Origin of the sequence: Undibacterium cyanobacteriorum, assembly GCF_031326225.1 — a bacterium.
GTDB classification, from domain to species: domain Bacteria; phylum Pseudomonadota; class Gammaproteobacteria; order Burkholderiales; family Burkholderiaceae_D; genus Undibacterium; species Undibacterium cyanobacteriorum.
This window is the reverse complement of record NZ_CP133720.1, coordinates 720,704-739,708: the sequence shown is the minus strand read 5'-3', so window position 1 is coordinate 739,708 and position 19,005 is coordinate 720,704. Positions and strand designations below refer to the sequence as shown.

At 48.6% G+C, this 19,005-nt stretch carries 16 protein-coding genes and 1 rRNA gene; 7 read left to right on the top strand and 10 right to left on the bottom strand.

Annotated elements, in window-relative coordinates; translation table 11 throughout:
- Nucleotides 1-81 precede the first annotated feature (81 nt).
- The 3 genes from RF679_RS03055 to apaG all read right to left on the bottom strand — a co-directional run bounded on the left by RF679_RS03055 (nucleotide 82) and on the right by apaG (nucleotide 3,859).
- Nucleotides 82-1,618 (bottom strand): 16S ribosomal RNA (locus RF679_RS03055).
- A 703-nt stretch (nucleotides 1,619-2,321) separates the two neighbouring features.
- Complete coding sequence (locus tag RF679_RS03050; protein WP_309482754.1) at nucleotides 2,322-3,098, bottom strand: enoyl-CoA hydratase; 777 nt, start codon at nucleotides 3,096-3,098, stop codon at nucleotides 2,322-2,324.
- Nucleotides 3,099-3,484: 386 nt separating this feature from the next.
- Nucleotides 3,485-3,859 carry a Co2+/Mg2+ efflux protein ApaG gene (gene apaG / locus RF679_RS03045; RefSeq protein ID WP_309482753.1) on the bottom strand — a complete coding sequence of 125 codons (375 nt, stop codon included), beginning with the start codon at nucleotides 3,857-3,859 and terminating at the stop codon, nucleotides 3,485-3,487.
- 239 nt (nucleotides 3,860-4,098) lie between these two features.
- On the opposite strand from apaG, the gene rpe reads away from it, so the two are divergent.
- The 7 genes from rpe to trpC all read left to right on the top strand — a co-directional run bounded on the left by rpe (nucleotide 4,099) and on the right by trpC (nucleotide 10,459).
- Nucleotides 4,099-4,764 (top strand): ribulose-phosphate 3-epimerase, encoded by a 666-nt coding sequence (gene rpe, locus RF679_RS03040; RefSeq protein ID WP_309482752.1) that lies wholly within the window; start codon nucleotides 4,099-4,101, stop codon nucleotides 4,762-4,764.
- The gene (locus RF679_RS03035; protein WP_309482751.1) at nucleotides 4,761-5,210 is read left to right on the top strand and encodes a hypothetical protein; all 450 of its coding nucleotides are present in this window, start codon (nucleotides 4,761-4,763) and stop codon (nucleotides 5,208-5,210) included. The genes rpe and RF679_RS03035 overlap by 4 nt, the downstream gene beginning before the upstream one ends.
- 33 nt (nucleotides 5,211-5,243) lie before the next feature.
- Nucleotides 5,244-5,933, top strand: coding sequence for a phosphoglycolate phosphatase (locus RF679_RS03030; protein WP_309482750.1), 690 nt, complete (start codon nucleotides 5,244-5,246; stop codon nucleotides 5,931-5,933).
- A gap of 437 nt (nucleotides 5,934-6,370) precedes the next feature.
- Nucleotides 6,371-7,867, top strand: a complete 1,497-nt coding sequence (gene trpE, locus RF679_RS03025) for an anthranilate synthase component I (protein WP_309482749.1) — start codon at nucleotides 6,371-6,373, stop codon at nucleotides 7,865-7,867.
- A 182-nt stretch (nucleotides 7,868-8,049) separates the two neighbouring features.
- The gene (locus tag RF679_RS03020) at nucleotides 8,050-8,616 is read left to right on the top strand and encodes an anthranilate synthase component II (protein ID WP_309482748.1); all 567 of its coding nucleotides are present in this window, start codon (nucleotides 8,050-8,052) and stop codon (nucleotides 8,614-8,616) included.
- 1 nt (nucleotide 8,617) lies between these two features.
- Nucleotides 8,618-9,649 carry an anthranilate phosphoribosyltransferase gene (gene trpD / locus RF679_RS03015; protein ID WP_309482747.1) on the top strand — a complete coding sequence of 344 codons (1,032 nt, stop codon included), beginning with the start codon at nucleotides 8,618-8,620 and terminating at the stop codon, nucleotides 9,647-9,649.
- Nucleotides 9,650-9,658: 9 nt separating this feature from the next.
- Nucleotides 9,659-10,459: an indole-3-glycerol phosphate synthase TrpC gene (trpC, locus tag RF679_RS03010; RefSeq protein ID WP_309482746.1), complete on the top strand. Its 801-nt coding sequence runs from the start codon at nucleotides 9,659-9,661 to the stop codon at nucleotides 10,457-10,459.
- A 78-nt stretch (nucleotides 10,460-10,537) separates the two neighbouring features.
- Here trpC and RF679_RS03005 read toward each other — a convergent pair whose 3' ends face one another.
- From RF679_RS03005 to RF679_RS02975, 7 genes are all read right to left on the bottom strand, one after another.
- A complete protein-coding gene (locus tag RF679_RS03005; RefSeq protein ID WP_309482745.1) occupies nucleotides 10,538-11,899 on the bottom strand; it encodes a hypothetical protein in 1,362 nt (453 codons plus the stop codon).
- Nucleotides 11,900-11,968: 69 nt separating this feature from the next.
- Nucleotides 11,969-13,165, bottom strand: a complete 1,197-nt coding sequence (locus RF679_RS03000) for a hypothetical protein (protein WP_309482744.1) — start codon at nucleotides 13,163-13,165, stop codon at nucleotides 11,969-11,971.
- Between the two features lie 278 nt (nucleotides 13,166-13,443).
- A complete protein-coding gene (gene metF, locus RF679_RS02995; protein ID WP_309482743.1) occupies nucleotides 13,444-14,274 on the bottom strand; it encodes a methylenetetrahydrofolate reductase [NAD(P)H] in 831 nt (276 codons plus the stop codon).
- On the bottom strand, nucleotides 14,261-14,614 hold the full coding sequence (locus RF679_RS02990; protein WP_309482742.1) for a phage holin family protein: 354 nt from the start codon (nucleotides 14,612-14,614) through the stop codon (nucleotides 14,261-14,263). The genes metF and RF679_RS02990 overlap by 14 nt, the downstream gene beginning before the upstream one ends.
- A gap of 98 nt (nucleotides 14,615-14,712) precedes the next feature.
- Nucleotides 14,713-16,131, bottom strand: a complete 1,419-nt coding sequence (gene ahcY / locus RF679_RS02985) for an adenosylhomocysteinase (protein WP_309482741.1) — start codon at nucleotides 16,129-16,131, stop codon at nucleotides 14,713-14,715.
- Between the two features lie 294 nt (nucleotides 16,132-16,425).
- Nucleotides 16,426-16,968: an adenine phosphoribosyltransferase gene (locus RF679_RS02980; RefSeq protein ID WP_309482740.1), complete on the bottom strand. Its 543-nt coding sequence runs from the start codon at nucleotides 16,966-16,968 to the stop codon at nucleotides 16,426-16,428.
- Nucleotides 16,969-17,013: 45 nt separating this feature from the next.
- Nucleotides 17,014-19,002 (bottom strand): cation:proton antiporter domain-containing protein, encoded by a 1,989-nt coding sequence (locus RF679_RS02975; protein WP_309482739.1) that lies wholly within the window; start codon nucleotides 19,000-19,002, stop codon nucleotides 17,014-17,016.
- Between the last annotated feature and the right edge of the window lie 3 nt (nucleotides 19,003-19,005).

Below are 19,005 nucleotides of genomic sequence, written 5' to 3'. Positions count from 1 at the left end.
ACAGCACTTCTCAGTACTGTCTGCGTTCTTCTTCATTAACAGTCAATAAGTGTGGACACTTAACATTCAAGCGCACTCTAGAAAGGAGGTGATCCAGCCGCACCTTCCGATACGGCTACCTTGTTACGACTTCACCCCAGTCACGAACCCCGCCGTGGTAAGCGCCCTCCTTACGGTTAAGCTACCTACTTCTGGCGAAACCCGCTCCCATGGTGTGACGGGCGGTGTGTACAAGACCCGGGAACGTATTCACCGCGACATGCTGATCCGCGATTACTAGCGATTCCAACTTCATGTAGTCGAGTTGCAGACTACAATCCGGACTACGATACACTTTCTGGGATTAGCTCCACCTCGCGGTTTGGCAGCCCTCTGTATGTACCATTGTATGACGTGTGAAGCCCTACCCATAAGGGCCATGAGGACTTGACGTCATCCCCACCTTCCTCCGGTTTGTCACCGGCAGTCTCATTAGAGTGCTCAACTTAATGTAGCAACTAATGACAAGGGTTGCGCTCGTTGCGGGACTTAACCCAACATCTCACGACACGAGCTGACGACAGCCATGCAGCACCTGTGCGCAGGTTCTCTTGCGAGCACTCCCAAATCTCTTCAGGATTCCTGCCATGTCAAGGGTAGGTAAGGTTTTTCGCGTTGCATCGAATTAATCCACATCATCCACCGCTTGTGCGGGTCCCCGTCAATTCCTTTGAGTTTTAATCTTGCGACCGTACTCCCCAGGCGGTCTACTTCACGCGTTAGCTGCGTTACCAAGACAATTAAGTCCCGACAACTAGTAGACATCGTTTAGGGCGTGGACTACCAGGGTATCTAATCCTGTTTGCTCCCCACGCTTTCGTGCATGAGCGTCAGTGTTATCCCAGGGGGCTGCCTTCGCCATCGGTATTCCTCCACATCTCTACGCATTTCACTGCTACACGTGGAATTCTACCCCCCTCTGACACACTCTAGCCTTACAGTCACAAAGGCAGTTCCCAGGTTGAGCCCGGGGATTTCACCTCTGTCTTATAAAACCGCCTGCGCACGCTTTACGCCCAGTAATTCCGATTAACGCTTGCACCCTACGTATTACCGCGGCTGCTGGCACGTAGTTAGCCGGTGCTTATTCTTCAGGTACCGTCATTAGCAAACCATATTAGGATTCACCGTTTCTTCCCTGACAAAAGAGCTTTACAACCCGAAGGCCTTCTTCACTCACGCGGCATTGCTGGATCAGGGTTGCCCCCATTGTCCAAAATTCCCCACTGCTGCCTCCCGTAGGAGTCTGGACCGTGTCTCAGTTCCAGTGTGGCTGGTCGTCCTCTCAGACCAGCTACTGATCGTCGCCTTGGTGAGCTCTTACCTCACCAACTAGCTAATCAGATATCGGCCACTCTTATAGCACGAGGTCCTAAGATCCCCCGCTTTCCTCCTCAGAGCGTATGCGGTATTAGCTATCCTTTCGGATAGTTATCCCCCACTACAAGGTATGTTCCGATATATTACTCACCCGTTCGCCACTCGCCACCAGGTGCAAGCACCCGTGCTGCCGTTCGACTTGCATGTGTAAGGCATGCCGCCAGCGTTCAATCTGAGCCAGGATCAAACTCTTCAGTTCAATCTCTGTTTTTAGCATTTCTGCTTCCGTCGTTAGACGGTGTCGCTCACTCAAAATACTGACAGTTCGATTTCTATTTCTAGAAACCGTCTTGCTTTGTTATTTCTTGTGAACATTTGATATATTTTAAGTTTCCTAACTACCGAAGTAGCTAGTCGCCATCACTATCAAGTGCCCACATTTATTGACTGTTAATTGTTAAAGATCTGGCCTGCTACGCTCACTATTTAATCTTTCGACTTCAGTTTTTGCGTTTTGCTTCGAATCGTTTTGTTCGTCAGCAGCAGAGAAACGAGATTATGCAGCCTTTCCAACTTCTCGTCAACCCCCTCGTTTGAACTTTCTGAACTTCTTTCAAACTTCGTTTCTCGTATTTCAATTTGTTTCAATCAAAACACCAGAGAGATTAACTGGCTTACCACTCTTTTTTTGCTCCGCATTTCTGCGGGAGGCGAACTATAGCAAGAAATGATGCAGCTCGGCAAGTATTATCTAAATCATTTAGTTTAAATTCTGTGACGAAAGCTTAGGTTCAAGTTTCGATCATTTGCTTCAGCGGCACTCGATAAAACAAAGCGCAAAAAAAAACAGCCCCGCTGGCGCGGGGCTGTTTGTAAGGCTTTCGATATAGCTTGGAAAAACTATGTCGTTCAAAACATTTGAATGTCTGACTTAACAGAAACGACACCAACACCCATTCAACTTACATATTTTTGAAATTCGCTGGGCGCTTTTCTAAGAATGCGTGCATGCCTTCACGTTGATCATGAGTACCGAAGCTCGCATGGAACAAGCGACGTTCGTAGGCAACGCCCTCTGTTAGGCTGGATTCAAATGAACGATTCACCGCATCTTTGATCATCATTACCACTGGCAAAGACATCGACGCAATCGTGGTCGCCGCCGCCAATGTCTCCTCCATGAGCTTTTCTAATGGCACGACACGTGACACCAAACCAGCACGTTCAGCTTCATTCGCATCCATGAGGCGCGCTGTCAAACACAGGTCCATCGCTTTCGATTTCGAAATAGCGCGCGGCAAACGTTGTGTGCCACCACAGCCCGGCAGCGTCGCAAGCTTGATTTCAGGCTGACCAAACTTAGCGTTGTCAGCCGCAATAATGAAATCACACATCATTGTCAGTTCGCATCCACCACCCAAAGCATAACCAGCTACCGCTGCAATGACCGGCTTCCGAACGCGCAAAATATGTTCCCAATTTTTAGTAACGTAGTTACCTTTGTAGGCATCCATGTAAGTGTAATCCGCCATCGCAGCGATGTCCGCTCCAGCAGCAAACGCTTTTTCGCTGCCCGTAATGATCATGCATCCAATCTCATCGTTCTGATCAAATGCCTGCAAAGCGTGACCGAGCTCATCCATTAATTGATCATTCAAGGCATTCAAAGCCTTGGGACGATTCAAGGTGATCACACCAACTTTGTCTTTTGTCTCTACGATAATGTTTTGATATTCCATGATATGCCTATGAAAGATGTAATCTATGAAAGATATAATGAATGAATTCGTTTAACTAGCCCAAATCAGAAAACTGGCCACAGTCGCTAAGCCTTGCATCATACCTTCTTGTGTTTACTGCGGTCTAGCCTTGTCACTACTACTGGTACAATGCGCGTGACTTTTATTTAGAGGTGAAATACTTCGTATTTGGCACCAAGAATTTGAAACTTAAAGGGACAACTCTGCGATGTGGCTACTTGCTTTAGAGGCTTTTGGCGCCTTCTTTATCTTCGTTTTTATTATCTGGTGGACGATGTTTTCAGGCCGTCCTTCGAACAAGAACCCAAAGACTAAAAAAGACGACTCAACTTCGCAACAATAATTCACGCGCAAACCTTGGAGTATTAATGCAAAGTCCGAGGTAAGGACAAAACAAATTCTGGGATAGCGACTTCAAAGCGATGGCCATCCTCGGCGACGCAGAAATAACTGCCTTTCATGGTGCCATGCGGTGTTTCAAACGAACTGCCACTCGTGTATTCAAATCCTTCGCCCGGTTTCAGTAAAGGTTGATGGCCCACCACACCAAGCCCTTTCACTTCGTGCATTTTATTATTGGCGTCGGTGATGATCCAGTGACGCGAGATTAACTGGGCAGGCACATCGCCAGTATTCTTAATCGTAATCGTATAGGCGAATACAAACTGTAATTTGTCTGGATTCGATTGCTCAGGTAAATACTGCGACACCACACTCACCGAAAAATCGTAAATAGCCATATCGATCACTTTCTCCCATCGTCAATGCATTATTCAGGCTAGCTACTCGCTTACCAGAACCGAAAAAACCATATAAAAACATTTGAAGCCATATCTTACTTGAGCACGAGAATATCTGCAGGAGTAGAATATTGGCTTTCATCGACCGTGAAAAGTCGTGCGGATGAAGATTCACGATTCGAAGACTGCATCTACGGATGATCCGCTCGCACCCCTCACTATTTTTTGCAGGCCCAACCATGACTACATTCCGCATCGCCCCTAGCATCCTATCCGCCGATTTCGCTCGCCTTGGCGAAGAAGTTCGCAACGTGGTGGCTGCAGGTGCCGACATCATTCACTTCGATGTAATGGACAATCATTACGTACCTAATTTAACGATCGGCCCCTTGGTCTGCGAAGCGATCCGTCCACATGTACAAGTCCCGATCGATGTCCATCTGATGGTGAAGCCTGTCGATCGCATCATTCCAGATTTCGCCAAAGCCGGCGCCAACATCATCACTTTCCATCCAGAGGGCTCAGAACATATCGATCGCAGTTTGCAGTTGATACGCGACCATGGCTGCAAAGCGGGCTTGGTACTCAATCCAGCCACACCATTGCATGTCCTCGAACACGTCATGGATAAACTCGACATCATCTTGCTCATGTCGGTTAATCCTGGCTTTGGTGGCCAGTCCTTCATTCCACACACATTGAAGAAAATTGCCGCCGTTCGTCAAATGATCAATGAATCAGGCCGGGACATCATGCTCGAAGTCGACGGTGGCGTGAAGATCGACAATATTCGCGAAATCGCCGCAGCGGGCGCTGATACCTTCGTGGCGGGTTCAGCAATTTTTGGCAAACCCGATTACAAAGCGGTGATTGATGCAATGCGAGCGGAACTGGCAAAAGCATGAGTTTCATTAGGCAGAATACGAGAGGATTAATAGCATTCGCTGCACTCTTATTTTGCAGCGAGGCTTTCGCTTGTATCGGCAAGGTCATTCCAGATCAAGACCTCGGAAAGTATTCTGAAATATTTCAAGGTGAAGTTTCAGGCGTTTATCTGCCAGATTATGAAAGCTTGCGACTGCAAGAAATTAAGAACGCTGATGGTCGGATGAGGTTCTCCGATATTCCACCAAGCTATAGTGTCAGGATCATCGTTACCAAAACCTATGCTGGCCGCCCTAAACCGCTCATGAAGTTGGAAACTGGAGGCTGCGGAGTTCGCATTCCAGCTCCCACTACCAAAGGTATTTTTTTCATCGACAAGGTGACTGGCAATGTGATTCCCATTTACGAATCCGAAACAAGTTTGTACGCCAATATCATCAACAAACTCGAGAACAGTCGCCAGTAAAAATCCGCATTTCGCCATCGACCCATTCACTCCATGACCTCGTTTTCGAACATCAAAGCCCTCATCATCGACCTCGATGGCACTATGCTGCACACCGCGCCAGATTTTATGGTCGCCATCAATCGTATGCGCGAAGAACTCCAACTCGCGCCGCTCGATGAGATCACCATCACGCATTTTGTTGGGCAGGGTTCAGAGAATCTCATTACGCGTGTACTCAGCCACGACTTTGAAAAAGATGAAGTAGAACGTCACTTCGCATTCGCCATGCAGCGTTACCAGCATCACTACTTAGCGATCAATGGCGACTATAGTGAACTCTATCCCGAAGTAATCGAAGGTCTCACACAACTCAAACACTCAGGATATCGCTTGACTTGTGTCACTAATAAACCCATGGCTTTCACTGAACCGCTGCTATCCAAGAAGGGCTTGCGCCAATTCTTTGAAGTGGTCTATGGCGGCGATTCTTTTCCACGCAAAAAACCTGACCCACTGCCACTCACAGAAGCATGCCGATTCTTTGATTTAGCGCCGTCTCAGGTTTTGGCAATCGGTGATTCGAGCAATGACGCGAAAGCTGCACGTGCGGCGGGCTGCCCAGTCTTGGTCGTTCCCTACGGCTACAATCATGGTGAAGCTGTACAAACCATCGAAAGTGATGGTATAGTCGCTTCATTGTTCGAAGTTGCACAATTATTAGTCAAACAACGGACAATATAACGAACGATGTAATCACCGATGCAATCGACTTACATCAATAACAGCAGCAAAACTGAACCAAGAATTCTTTCAACATCTATTACCGATAGCATGTTCCTCGATAAGAAACGTCCATCAACGATTCCAGGCACCTTTGAGGCCTGGCTATGGCGACGCTGGCAAGCTTAAGTCCAGCGCGGATGTTGTCCTCTATTCCAAAACTAAGTTTTATTTGGAATCAGAACAAACGCAGCATCGACGTTTTTTCATCTCTCGTCATCTTTGACACCCATTTACTAGCAATACCAAACCATTTCGATTTTGTAATTTCGCATTAACTCTATGGCCTGAGGTCTATCGAGCTGCGCGAAACTCAAGGCCAAAGAACCCGTTGATACTCTGAAACGCTGGTTCCAAGCTAGGATCGAGATCAACGTTTTAAGAACTTGAACGACATCATGACTGAACTTGAATTTAAATCTCTCGCAGCCCAAGGCTTCAATCGCATTCCCATGATTGCGGAAGCCTTCGCTGACCTCGAAACACCTCTAACGCTCTACCTGAAACTGGCGCAAGCGACGAATGGTGGCAAGCATAGTTTTTTACTGGAGTCGGTCAAAGGTGGCGAACGCTTTGGTCGCTACTCTTTCATTGGCCTCCCTGCCAGCACCGTAATTCGCTCTCATGGTATGCACACTGAAGTCATCAAGAATGCGCAGGTCATCGAACAACACGAAGGCAATCCGCTCGATTTCATCGCAGAGTATCAGAGTCGTTTCCGCGTCGCTTTACGTCCTGGCTTACCGCGCTTCTGTGGTGGCTTAGCGGGTTACTTCGGATACGATGCTGTACGATATGTCGAAAAACGCTTAGAGAATTCTGCCCCCAAAGACGATCTTGGTGTACCCGATATTCAACTCCTACTCACAGAAGAATTGGCCGTCATCGACAACGTCTCCGGCAAATTATATTTAATCGTTTATGCTGATCCGACCCAAGCCGAAGCATGGAGCAAAGCCCGTCAGCGTCTCAAAGATTTACGTGCCATGTTACGCCGCAGCGTTGATGTACCAGTGACGTCCGCGTCGGTCCGTACACAAGAAATTCGCGACTTCGCCAAAGAAGACTATTTGAAAGCCGTACTCAAGGCCAAGGAATACATCATGGCCGGCGATCTGATGCAAGTGCAAATCGGCCAGCGCATCAAGAAACCTTACGTGGATTCACCGCTTTCCCTATATCGCGCGCTACGTTCAATCAATCCATCGCCGTATATGTACTTCTACAATTTCGGCGATATGCATGTGATCGGCGCCTCACCAGAAATTTTGGTACGCAATGAGCAACTCAGTGATGGCAATAAAAAAGTCACGATACGTCCACTCGCAGGAACACGACCACGCGGTGCGACACCAGAGCGTGACGAAGAGCTGGCTGTTGAGCTTTTAGCAGACCCCAAAGAAATAGCAGAACACGTGATGTTGATTGACTTAGCTCGCAACGATATCGGCAGAATCGCGCAAACCGGTAGCGTCAAGCTCACCGAAAAAATGGTGATTGAAAAGTACTCGCACGTACAACACATCGTGTCGAACGTCGAAGGCTTATTGAAACCAAACATGTCCAATTTGGATGTCCTCAAAGCGACCTTCCCAGCAGGCACCTTATCCGGCGCACCGAAGGTACGGGCGATGGAATTAATTGATGAATTAGAACCGGTCAAACGCGGCATCTACGGTGGCGCTTGTGGCTATCTGTCATTCGGTGGCGAGATGGACTTAGCGATCGCCATTCGCACCGGCGTACTCAAAGATGGCATGCTGTACGTGCAAGCTGCCGCCGGCGTCGTCGCAGATTCGATTCCCGAAATGGAATGGCAAGAGACTGAAAATAAGGCGCGCGCAATGTTGCGTGCCGCGGAACAAGTACAAGATGGCTTGGACGGGGATATTTAACTTATGGCGCATAAATCCAAACAGCAGGCGCAGCTCTTTGTTGCACATGCGCGCAATATCGACATATTGCTGTGCTGTGCGCCGCGATCTGCATCCCGCTGATTGAATTTCTATCGCCACAAGTACCGAATTCGATCGATATAGAAAATTCAAAATTCTTTGAATTGAGAGGTTTAAACAATATGCTATTAATGATAGACAACTACGATTCCTTCACTTACAACCTCGTGCAATATTTTGCTGAGTTGGGTGAGGACGTTCGCACTTACCGTAATGATGAAATCACGATTGAGGAAATCGAAGCACTCAAGCCTGATCGTATTTGCATTTCCCCTGGGCCTTGCACACCATTAGAAGCTGGCATTTCAGTCCCGGTACTGAAACACTTTGCAGGCAAGCTGCCGATTCTTGGTGTGTGCTTAGGACATCAAAGTATCGCCGAAGCTTTCGGAGGCAAAGTAATCCGCGCCAAAGAAGTCATGCATGGAAAAACTTCACCAATCGCACACACCGGCGTTGGTGTCTTCAGTGATTTACCAAGCCCCTATATCGTCACGCGTTATCACTCACTCGCGATTGAGCGTTCCAGCTTGCCCGATTGCTTAGAAGTAACCGCATGGACAGAAGACGGCGAAATCATGGGTGTGCGCCACAAAGATTTCGATATCGAAGGTGTGCAGTTCCATCCTGAATCCATTTTGTCCGAGCACGGCCATGCTCTCTTAAAGAATTTTTTAATGGGGAAGTAAGATGAACATCTCACAACAAGAAGCACTCACGCGCCTGATCGAACATCGCGAAATTTTTCACGATGAGATGCTGCATCTCTTCCGCAAAATCATGGGCGGCGAAATGTCACCGATCATGATCGCTGCCTTAACGATGGGCTTACGCGTCAAGAAGGAAAGCATTGGCGAAATCACAGCAGCAGCGCAAGTCATGCGTGAATTTTCAACCAAAGTACCGATGGCCAACACCAAGAATTTGATCGATATCGTCGGCACCGGTGGCGACGGCGCGCATACGTTCAATATTTCCACCGCATCGATGTTCGTGACTGCGGCCGCTGGTGCGCGTGTTGCGAAACATGGAGGACGTAGTGTGTCGTCTTCCTCTGGAAGTGCCGATGTTTTGGAATCTTTAGGCGTCAACATCAATCTACAACCCGAACAAATCGCGCAATCGATCGCACAAACGAATATCGGCTTTATGTTCGCACCGAATCATCATGCGGCCATGAAACACGCAGCGCCGGTGAGACGCGAATTAGGTGTACGTACCATCTTCAATATTTTGGGGCCACTCACTAACCCTGCGGGCGCACCCAATATTTTGATGGGCGTTTTCCATCCTGACTTGGTCGGTATTCAAGTCCGTGTCTTGCAACGCTTAGGAGCACAACACGCGATCGTGGTATGGGGACGCGACAATATGGATGAAGTGTCACTCGGCGCACCCACCATGGTCGGTGAACTCGTCAACGGAGAAATTCGAGAATACGATATCCATCCGGAAGATTTCGGATTGCAGATGGTATCGAATCGCAGCCTCAAAGTATCGGGCGCAGAAGAATCCAAAGCACGCATCCTCGACGTTCTGAACAATGTTGCGGGCCCCGCGACGGACATCGTCTGCCTCAATGCGGGCACTGCCTTGTATGGCGCCGGCATTGCGGAATCGATCGGCGACGGCGTGAAGAAAGCGCAAGCTGCCATCGCATCTGGCGCTGCGCGTGCGAAGCTTGAACAACTGATCGAAGTCACGCACCAGTTAGGAAAATAAGGAGGTCAGATGGCAGATATTCTAAAAAAAATTATCGACGTCAAAGTAGCAGAAGTTGCACAAGCGAAGGCGCAACTATCGATGGCGAACTTACGGGCGAAAGTCGAATCAGCGACCGACGAACACTTAAAAGTTCGTGGTTTCGAAAATGCAATGCGACGCAAGATCGCTGATGGCCACGCTGCGGTGATCGCCGAAATCAAAAAAGCCTCGCCATCGAAAGGCGTGATTCGCGAACACTTTGTACCGAACGAAATTGCACAGAGTTATGCGCAATACGGTGCCGCATGTTTATCTGTTCTCACCGACGAGCAATTCTTTCAAGGCTGCGCCGACTACCTCAAGCAAGCACGCGCCGCATGCAACCTACCAGTCTTGCGCAAGGATTTTATGATTGATCCCTACCAAGTGTACCAAGCACGGGCGTGGGGAGCAGACTGCATTTTGCTCATCGTCGCGGCCCTAGACTTTGGTTTGATGGCAGAACTCGAAGCTTGCGCCCATGAACTCGGCATGGATGTTTTGGTAGAGGTGCATGACGCGAAGGAACTGGAAGCAGCGCTGAAATTGAAGACGCGCTTATTGGGCATCAATAATCGCAATCTACGCACCTTTGACGTCAGCCTCGACACCACACTGGCTCTACTGCCGCACATCTCCAATGACAAATTAGTCGTGACAGAGTCCGGCATTTTCACCAGAGACGACGTCGCCAAAATGCGCGATGCCGATGTGCATAGCTTCCTCGTAGGTGAAGCATTTATGCGCGCAACCGAACCCGGTGTCGAATTGCAGAAGATTTTTTCTTAAGCATGGATGGAGGGAAGCGCCTTCCCTCCTCCACAATCATTCAGGCTACCAAAAGCCACCAAAAAATTAGAGTTCCCGCTATTTCGGCGCCCTCAAACGGCGTCCCATCTTGATCAACTCCTCTCGCGGAATATCGAAGCTCTTTGCATCTTCTAAGTACATCGCAAACTCGCCACTTTTTAAAGTCTTGAGAGTTCTATCCATTAGCCTCAAATTCATATGGCATGCTGTCATTTGCCCTGAGTTCTGTTGCACCTGCTGAGCCTCACGTCGCATGATTTCACGAAAGTAGGCACGCGCCAGATCAAAGTCATCCGTAATTTTTTGCAGCTTTTCCCTGTCCCAATCTAAATGACGCGACAATTGCATAAACGCCGCTCGATCGAACATGGAGGCGTTATCACGCAATAGTTGATTGGCGATCGAGGTGCAAATCAGGCGACGTTGGGGTTGTTTAACTGCCTCTTCATTACACGCAGTCAAAATATTTTTGCGTGGAGGAATGGGCATCATGAACACGTGCTCATAGGCCAAGCCGGCTAACTCTGTCCTATGTTGATAATCACTATTATTGGTCGGCAAAGGAGGTAGCTCATCCACAACATCAAGATAATGATCGAACCGCTTGGCCAGACTCAGTCGATACAAGGCATTTTCGAGCGCTGTGGCACCATCGCTTGATGTAGGCATTTTCATTTCTTCTAGAGCGTACATCGCAGCAGCACCGTTATCGGGGTCACGCTGAAGCCATTGTGAGGCTCCTAGTCGCGTGCACAAATTAGTTGCGTAAAACGGCCCACTATGACATGCGTTGTACGCCATTCCATAGAGTCTGGGATCTGATGTGTAAATGGCGAGTTGGAGCAAGGTCGTCAGATCAGAATTTGTCTTCTCTAACAACGCAGCCCGTAAGGTTTCAGCGCATTGATTGTCCTGATCACAATTTGGATTCTTATCGAAAATAAGCTTCTTTGCTGCTCGCACATCGACGACCAACAGCAAAGACAAAGCAGCAGCTCGTTGCCTCGGCAAACCATTCTTTGCAATATCCCGTAGCCACGCCTCAACTGTGTGATCGGAGGCATGCAAATAACTTTGTAATGCGTCAAAGAACTGAAATGGATCAGAGGTAGTTGATTTGTCTGTTGCAAAATTTTTGCAGAGTTCAGCTTCATTGGAGAACCTTGTAGCAACTCGAGGCATTGATTCATCTTTATCCCCATTCGACTCAATCGTCGCTACCGTGCGTCCGGGCGTCAAACTCTTGTCGCCGGCTTCTTTCGATAAATATTTCGAGATAGAAGTCGCGTCGTTAGCATTCTCATCCGCATTCTCATTCTGATCCAAGAAATCACGAAGCAAGAGCAGCGCAACAACGAGAAGCACGGCAAGCACAGCGATCACTGCTAAACAAAATTTGGAAAAATTTACCTGACGCATAGAATCCGTTTTTTACACACTATTTCGCAAAATTGTAAATGCAGCTCACAAATCGGGGCCTAAGCATCCTTAGTCTGAACGGGTCTCTCTTGAACGGCGTCCGATATTGATGAGTTCCTCGCGCGACAAACCGAATTGTTTAGCCTCTTGTTGAAACTGCTTGAATTCCCCTTGCGACGCATACTTGCCCACTTCAGCATATTTTTTCAAAATGCCGTGACATGCTGTTGCTCGTCCTGATGAATCTTTGTGTTGCTGTTTCTGGCGCTCGTTGCGTGCTTTGTAATAGCCATTCACTTCATCCAGATCATCCCTATATTTTTGCAGGCTATTCGGCTCCCAACCCAATTGCGCAGCCAACTTCAAAAAAATTGCGCGATCAAGCAAAAACGCATTCTCACGTAAATACTGATTCGCAACTTTTTCACACAAAGAACGGCGACTGGTATTCTTCAAATAATCACCACTACAAGCTTGAGTGATGTTCGTATGTGGAGGTAACGGTGTGATATCCCAGAAATAAGCACGCAAGGATTCTAATTCCGTCCTGTGTTGGTAATCATCCAAGGTAGACGGTAAAGCTGGCAACTCATTCCCTACGTCGAAGTAAAGATCGAATTTCTTTGCCTGACTTAAGCGATACAGTGCATTTTCAAAAGCGGTCTGGTCGTGATTAGGCGGAGGCAATTTCAGTTCGCCGAGTGCGTACACCGCTGCTGCTCCATTATCAGGATCGATCTTCATCCACTGCAAAGCTCCAACCCGATCACACACGGTATCATTGTCGAAGCTAAAGCGCTTACAAATATTGTGCGCCATCCCATACAAAACCGGATCGGACGAGTAAATGGCGTGATTCACCAAAGCATAGGCATACGGACTAGTCTTCTGCCCGACTAAGGCTTCCAACGGCCCAGAACACTCTTTCAATTGGTCACAGTTCGGTGTGTGCGAATAGACCTCTTTTCGTACCTTCCTATCAGTTGCTGCCAGCAACAATGACAGGGCTGCGCTTTTTTGCCTCGGTGAGCCCGCACTGGCGATGGATTGCAACCAGTCTTCAAGCGCATGATCATCACTGCGAACGTGATCCATCAATGCCTCTGCAAATTGATCCTCAGTCCATTGAGGTGACGCTTTTGCTGCGAAACCCTTACAAAGTTCATCTGCATTATTGAACTTCAGCTTCGTTAGTGTTGATTGGCTCGCTTCACTCGCTTTAGAGAGCGTCGGACTTACTTGGCTCGGCGCTTTTCTGCTTTGCATATCGTCGCCATCCGTGCGCACTGTCTGAGTTTGCCTCGGACTCCGCTCCGAAGTATTGCGCTCGTCAGCACTTCTATCACTAAAGAAAAAATAGACGAGCACCACGCAAAGTAGAATCACCCCCGCGATGATGAATAAGGCCACGCGTTTTTTTGAGTTCCCTCGATCCATATGTTCTCACTTTGTCTATTGCTAATAAGTCTAGAGGAGCGCACCCAAAGCGGCAACAAAAAACGGAGGCCTGGCCTCCGTTTTCGTTACCAACAACAGTTCTGCAATTACGCCAGCAAGCGTTTCCAGATTTCAGTGGTCGCCGCTGCTTGATTCAAAGAATAGAAATGCAAACCTGGAGCGCCGCCCTCTAACAAGCGCTCGCACATGTGTGTTACCACGTCCAAACCAAAAGCTTTGATTGAAGCGCTGTCATCGCCGAAGCTCGCCAATTTCAAACGCACCCAACGTGGGATTTCAGCACCGCACATTTCTGAGAAGCGCATCAGTTGGCTGCTATTCGTAATCGGCATGATGCCAGCGACGATAGGAACGTCAACGCCAGCCTTATGGGCATTCTCGACGAACTGGAAGTACGCATCGGCATTATAAAAATACTGCGTGATCGCCGCATTCGCACCTGCTTTTACTTTGCGCACGAAGTTATTCAAGTCGTCTTGTGGTGAACGCGCTTGTGGATGCATTTCTGGATAGGCAGCCACTTCGATATGAAACCAATCACCCGTTTCTGCACGAATAAATTCAACTAATTCATTCGCATAGCGAAATTCACCACCCATGCCGTAACCACTCGGCAAATCACCACGTAAGGCCACCAAGCGGCGGATGTCGTGCGATTGATAGGTTTTCAGAATTTGGCGTATCGATTCTTTGCTACCACCAACACAAGACAAATGGGGCGCAGCATCGAAACCTTCGTTACGAATTTCGACCACGGTGTCCAAGGTTCCTTGCTGCGTGGTGCCACCAGCGCCGAAGGTCACCGAAAAATACTTGGGATTGAGTTCGGCCAACTTGGCACGCGTTGCGCGCAATTTTTGCGCGCCGTCTTCCGTCTTCGGCGGGAAGAACTCAATACTAAAATTATGAGTTTTCATCGTTCTTAAGAAGTAGTGTCGAGAGCGCCCATGAGATCACGCTGTACAGTATGGCGCCGAACGTGGCCGACCAAAATCCACCGACATGGAATCCGTCTACCAAGCTTGCTACTGCCCAAAACATCAGTCCATTAATCACAAAGATAAACAAACCTAAGCTGAGCACTGTGGCAGGAAGAGTCAGAATGATGAGGATCGGACGCAGTACTGCATTCACAAAACCGAGTACGACGGCCACCACCAAGGCTGTCAGAAAACTATCGATGGTGATCGAGCTCAGCAAATAGGGCAAAGCGAGTAAAGCGATTGCATTAATCAGCCAAGTGGCAAGCCAACGCATGGGCACTCCCGAGAAAATGAGGACGCTACAAACGAAACGATCAATTCAAGCAGGCGCAAATTCTTGCATGGCGCGCCTGCTCCAATCGATGTGTGCAATTAATAGCGATAATGTTCTGGCTTGTATGGGCCTTCTTTTTTCACGCCAATATAGTTGGCTTGTTCTTCCGTCAACTCAGTCAATTGCGCATTCAATTTTTTCAATTGCAAACGCGCGACTTTTTCATCGAGATGCTTCGGCAAGGTGTACACACCAACTGGATATTGAGCGGTGTTGCAGAACAATTCGATTTGCGCAATCGTTTGATTCGCGAACGAAGAACTCATCACATACGATGGGTGACCAGTACCGCAACCCAAGTTCACCAAGCGGCCTTCTGCCAACAAAATAATGCGACGGCCCGATGGGAAGATCACGTGATCAACTTGTGGTTTGATGTTTTCCCATGTGTATTGCTTCAAGGACGCGACGTCGATTTCATTATCGAAGTGACCGATGTTGCAGACAATCGCTTGATCCTTCATCTTCAACATGTGCTCGTGCGTGATGACATGATAGTTCCCTGTCGTCGTGACGAAAATATCACCGTGTTCACAAGCGTAATCCATGGTCACCACACGGTAACCTTCCATCGCTGCTTGCAAGGCACAAATTGGATCGATCTCTGTCACCCACACTTGAGCCGACAAAGCGCGCATCGCTTGTGCAGAGCCTTTGCCGACATCACCGTAACCAGCAATCACCGCGATCTTACCGGCGATCATTACATCGGTTGCGCGCTTAACCCCATCGACTAAAGATTCACGGCAACCGTACAAGTTATCGAATTTTGATTTAGTGACGGAATCGTTGACGTTGATCGCTGGGAAGGCCAACTTGCCTTCTTTATGCATTTGGTACAAACGATGCACGCCAGTCGTGGTTTCTTCTGTGACGCCTTTGATGGCGGCTAAACGTTTGGAGTACCAAGTTGAATCAATCGCCAAATGCTTCTTGATCGAATTGAACAAGCAGGTTTCTTCTTCAGAGCCAGGATTGTTCAATACAGAGATATCGGATTCAGCGCGGGTACCGAGATGCAGCAACAAAGTCGCATCACCACCGTCGTCCAAAATCATGTTGGAGTAGCCACCGTCAGTCCATTCGAAAATGCGGTGTGTGAATTCCCAGTATTCATCCAAGTTCTCGCCTTTGAACGCGAACACTGGCGTGCCGCCAGCAGCGATTGCAGCGGCCGCATGATCTTGTGTTGAATAGATATTGCACGATGCCCAACGCACTTGTGCGCCCAAAGCGTTCAAGGTTTCGATCAGGACCGCAGTCTGAATCGTCATGTGCAAAGAGCCGGTGATGCGTGCGCCCTTCAAAGGTTGGCTGGCTGCGAATTCTTCGCGGATCGCCATTAAGCCTGGCATTTCCGTTTCAGCGATTTTAATTTCTTTACGGCCCCAATCGGCCAAACTCAAATCAGCAACGACGAAGTCTTGCGCGAGGTTTGGTGTAGTTTGTGTAGTCATGATGGTGGCGTTCTCACGCCCTCCTTTCTAAGATGTTCAAGAAAAAAGTAACGTGAGCGCAGTTGCTGAGAGACAGAAGGCATCTAGTTCAAACACCATTCTTCTCGAGAATCCAAGCCTGGCAAGGTGCAAAAATGACAAACTCATTTTGATGCACGAAGTCGCAGCGCTCCTTGGAAGAGCGTCAGTATAGCGCAATTTGGTGCAACTTGCGTACTACCAAACCGCAATATGCTTAAATTTTAAGCATATAAGCGACAAGTTTTCTTAGGTCGAAACGTACTTTTCGATGATTCAATGACCCGCAAAATCGCAAACCTTGAAGACTTCGAGTCCTGCATCGCGTATCAGCTGCGAACCGCCGAGCTCTGGTAAATCAACAATCACGGCCGCTTCCACTACGGTTGCACCTAAGCGTTCCAAAAGCTTTTTGCCAGCGATCATGGTACCGCCGGTAGCGATTAAGTCATCCACCAACAATACGCGATCGCCCGCCTTGCAGGCATCGGTATGCAGTTCAACCGTGGCATTGCCGTACTCCAAATCATATTCCTCAGCGATCGTATGAAATGGCAACTTACCTTTTTTGCGAATCGGAATGAAGCCCAAATTCAATTCATAGGCGATCACCGAACCAAGAATAAAACCACGCGCATCAAGGCCGGCTACGTATTGCAAATTGGCGCTGGCATAGCGTTCTAAGAAAATATCAATCAAAACCCGAAACACTTGTGGGTCTTGCAGTAAGGGAGTGATATCGCGAAATTGAATGCCCGCTTGTGGCCAATCGGGCACAGTACGCACATGTTGCTTAATAAATTCTTGTGGGTTGATCATTGCTTACATCCTCTCCCTGTTTTTCTTACTTTTTGCTTTGTTCACTTATTGTCCCTTGATTATTTTTTGTTCTGCGCGCGCGACACCTTCCGCGGTACCACGCAGCACCAAAACGTCGCCATTTTGTAAGACCAGATTCGGATCAAATTCAATGCGCGTTTTGCCACGGCGCACAGTCGTGATGTCTACATTGATCTCATCAAATGACAAGTCACAGATGGTTTTTCCGAGCGCCTTACTGCGCTCACCCAATACCACTGTGTGCAAGCGTAACTGCAAGCTTTCGGCATCATCGCTCGCGTCGCTGGCGCCATGGAAGAAACCGCGCAAAGATTCGTAACGTGCATCGCGCGCCATTTGCACCGTGTGCACGACTCGACGCAAAGGAACTCCGAGCAAGACCAAAGCATGCGAGGCCAACATCAAGCTGCCTTCCATTAGATCAGGCACGACTTCGGTCGCGCCTGCCTCACGCAATTTTTCTAGATCGCTATCGTCGTGACTACGCACCACCACCGGCAAACTCGGATTGAGCTCGTGCACCAAATGCAAAATCTTTAACGCGGAGTGTGTGTTGGTGTAGGTGATGACCAAAGCCGCCGCACGATTAATCCCTGCCGCCGTCAAACTTTCACGTCTTGCCGCATCGCCATAGGACACATTGGCGCCCGCCGTTTGAGCCTCGCTAATCCGGTCGGGGTCCAAGTCGAGTGCATGGTAATCAATTTTTTCTTCACTTAGTAAGCGTGCCAAATTTTGACCGCTACGTCCGAAGCCCGCGATGATAACGTGCTTCTTAGTTTTCATGGTACGTGCTGCGATCTGCGTCAAGGCTAAGGATTGCATCATCCATTCATTGGCAGACAGCTTCATAACAATCCAGTCTGACTTGGCCAAAATAAATGGCGAGATCAGCATTGATACCACCATCGAAGCCAAGATCAATTGCAACAACAAGGGATCGATCAAATTCAAACCGCCCGCTTGGTTCAATAAAACGAATCCGAATTCACCAGCCTGCGCCAAACCTAAACCAGTTCGCAATGCCACGCTGGTCGGACATTTGAACAAACGCGCCAGCGCGAAAATCAAACCAAATTTCAGCAACACCGGAATCGTCAATAAGAGAAGGATCAGCCAACCGTACTCGACCATCAATCCAAGGTTGAGCAGCATTCCAACCGTCACGAAGAACAATCCCAACAAGACGTCGCGGAAGGACTTAATGTCTTCCTCCACTTGATGTTTGTACTCAGTCTCAGAGATCAACATGCCAGCGACAAAGGCGCCAAGCGCCAAGGACAAACCTGCTTTCTCGGTCAACCAAGCCGCGCCTAATGTGAAGAGCAAAAGATTGAGCATGAACAGTTCCTGCGAGCGGCGTTTGACAACCACGGTGAACCAAGATCTGACCACACGCTTCCCAACAAAGAACAACAAGAACAGCACCGCCGCAGCCTTCACCGATGCCAAGCCCAAACTCAAGCTCAAATTTTCGGAATCACTTGCCAGTGCCGGTACCAAAATCAGCAAAGGTACGACTGCCAGATCTTGAAACAACAATACGCTGATGATTTGGCGCCCATGTGGGCTTTCCAGCTCCAGTTTTTCAGTGAGCATCTTCGACACAATCGCGGTTGACGACATCGACAAAGCACCACCGAGGGCGAATGCAGCTTTCCAACTCATCTGAAAATATTGTGGCAGCAGCATGCCAGCAGCAATGGCACCCAACATTGCCACCACGATGGTGGCGACCACCTGCGCCAAACCTAAACCAAATACCGCGCGTCGCATCGAAATTAGTTTGGGTAGCGAAAACTCAAGGCCAATCGAAAACATCAAGAACACCACCCCAAACTCGGCGAGCTGGTGTGTCGCTGCGCTCTCTCGTGCCCAGCCTAGCGCAAAGGGGCCGATCAAAATACCAACACCGAGGTAACCCAGCATCGGCGGCAAATTAAGCATGCGGAAAGCAACCACACCAAGAACGGCGCAGCTAAGGAGGACGAGAGTGGTATCAAGTGCAGTCATGAG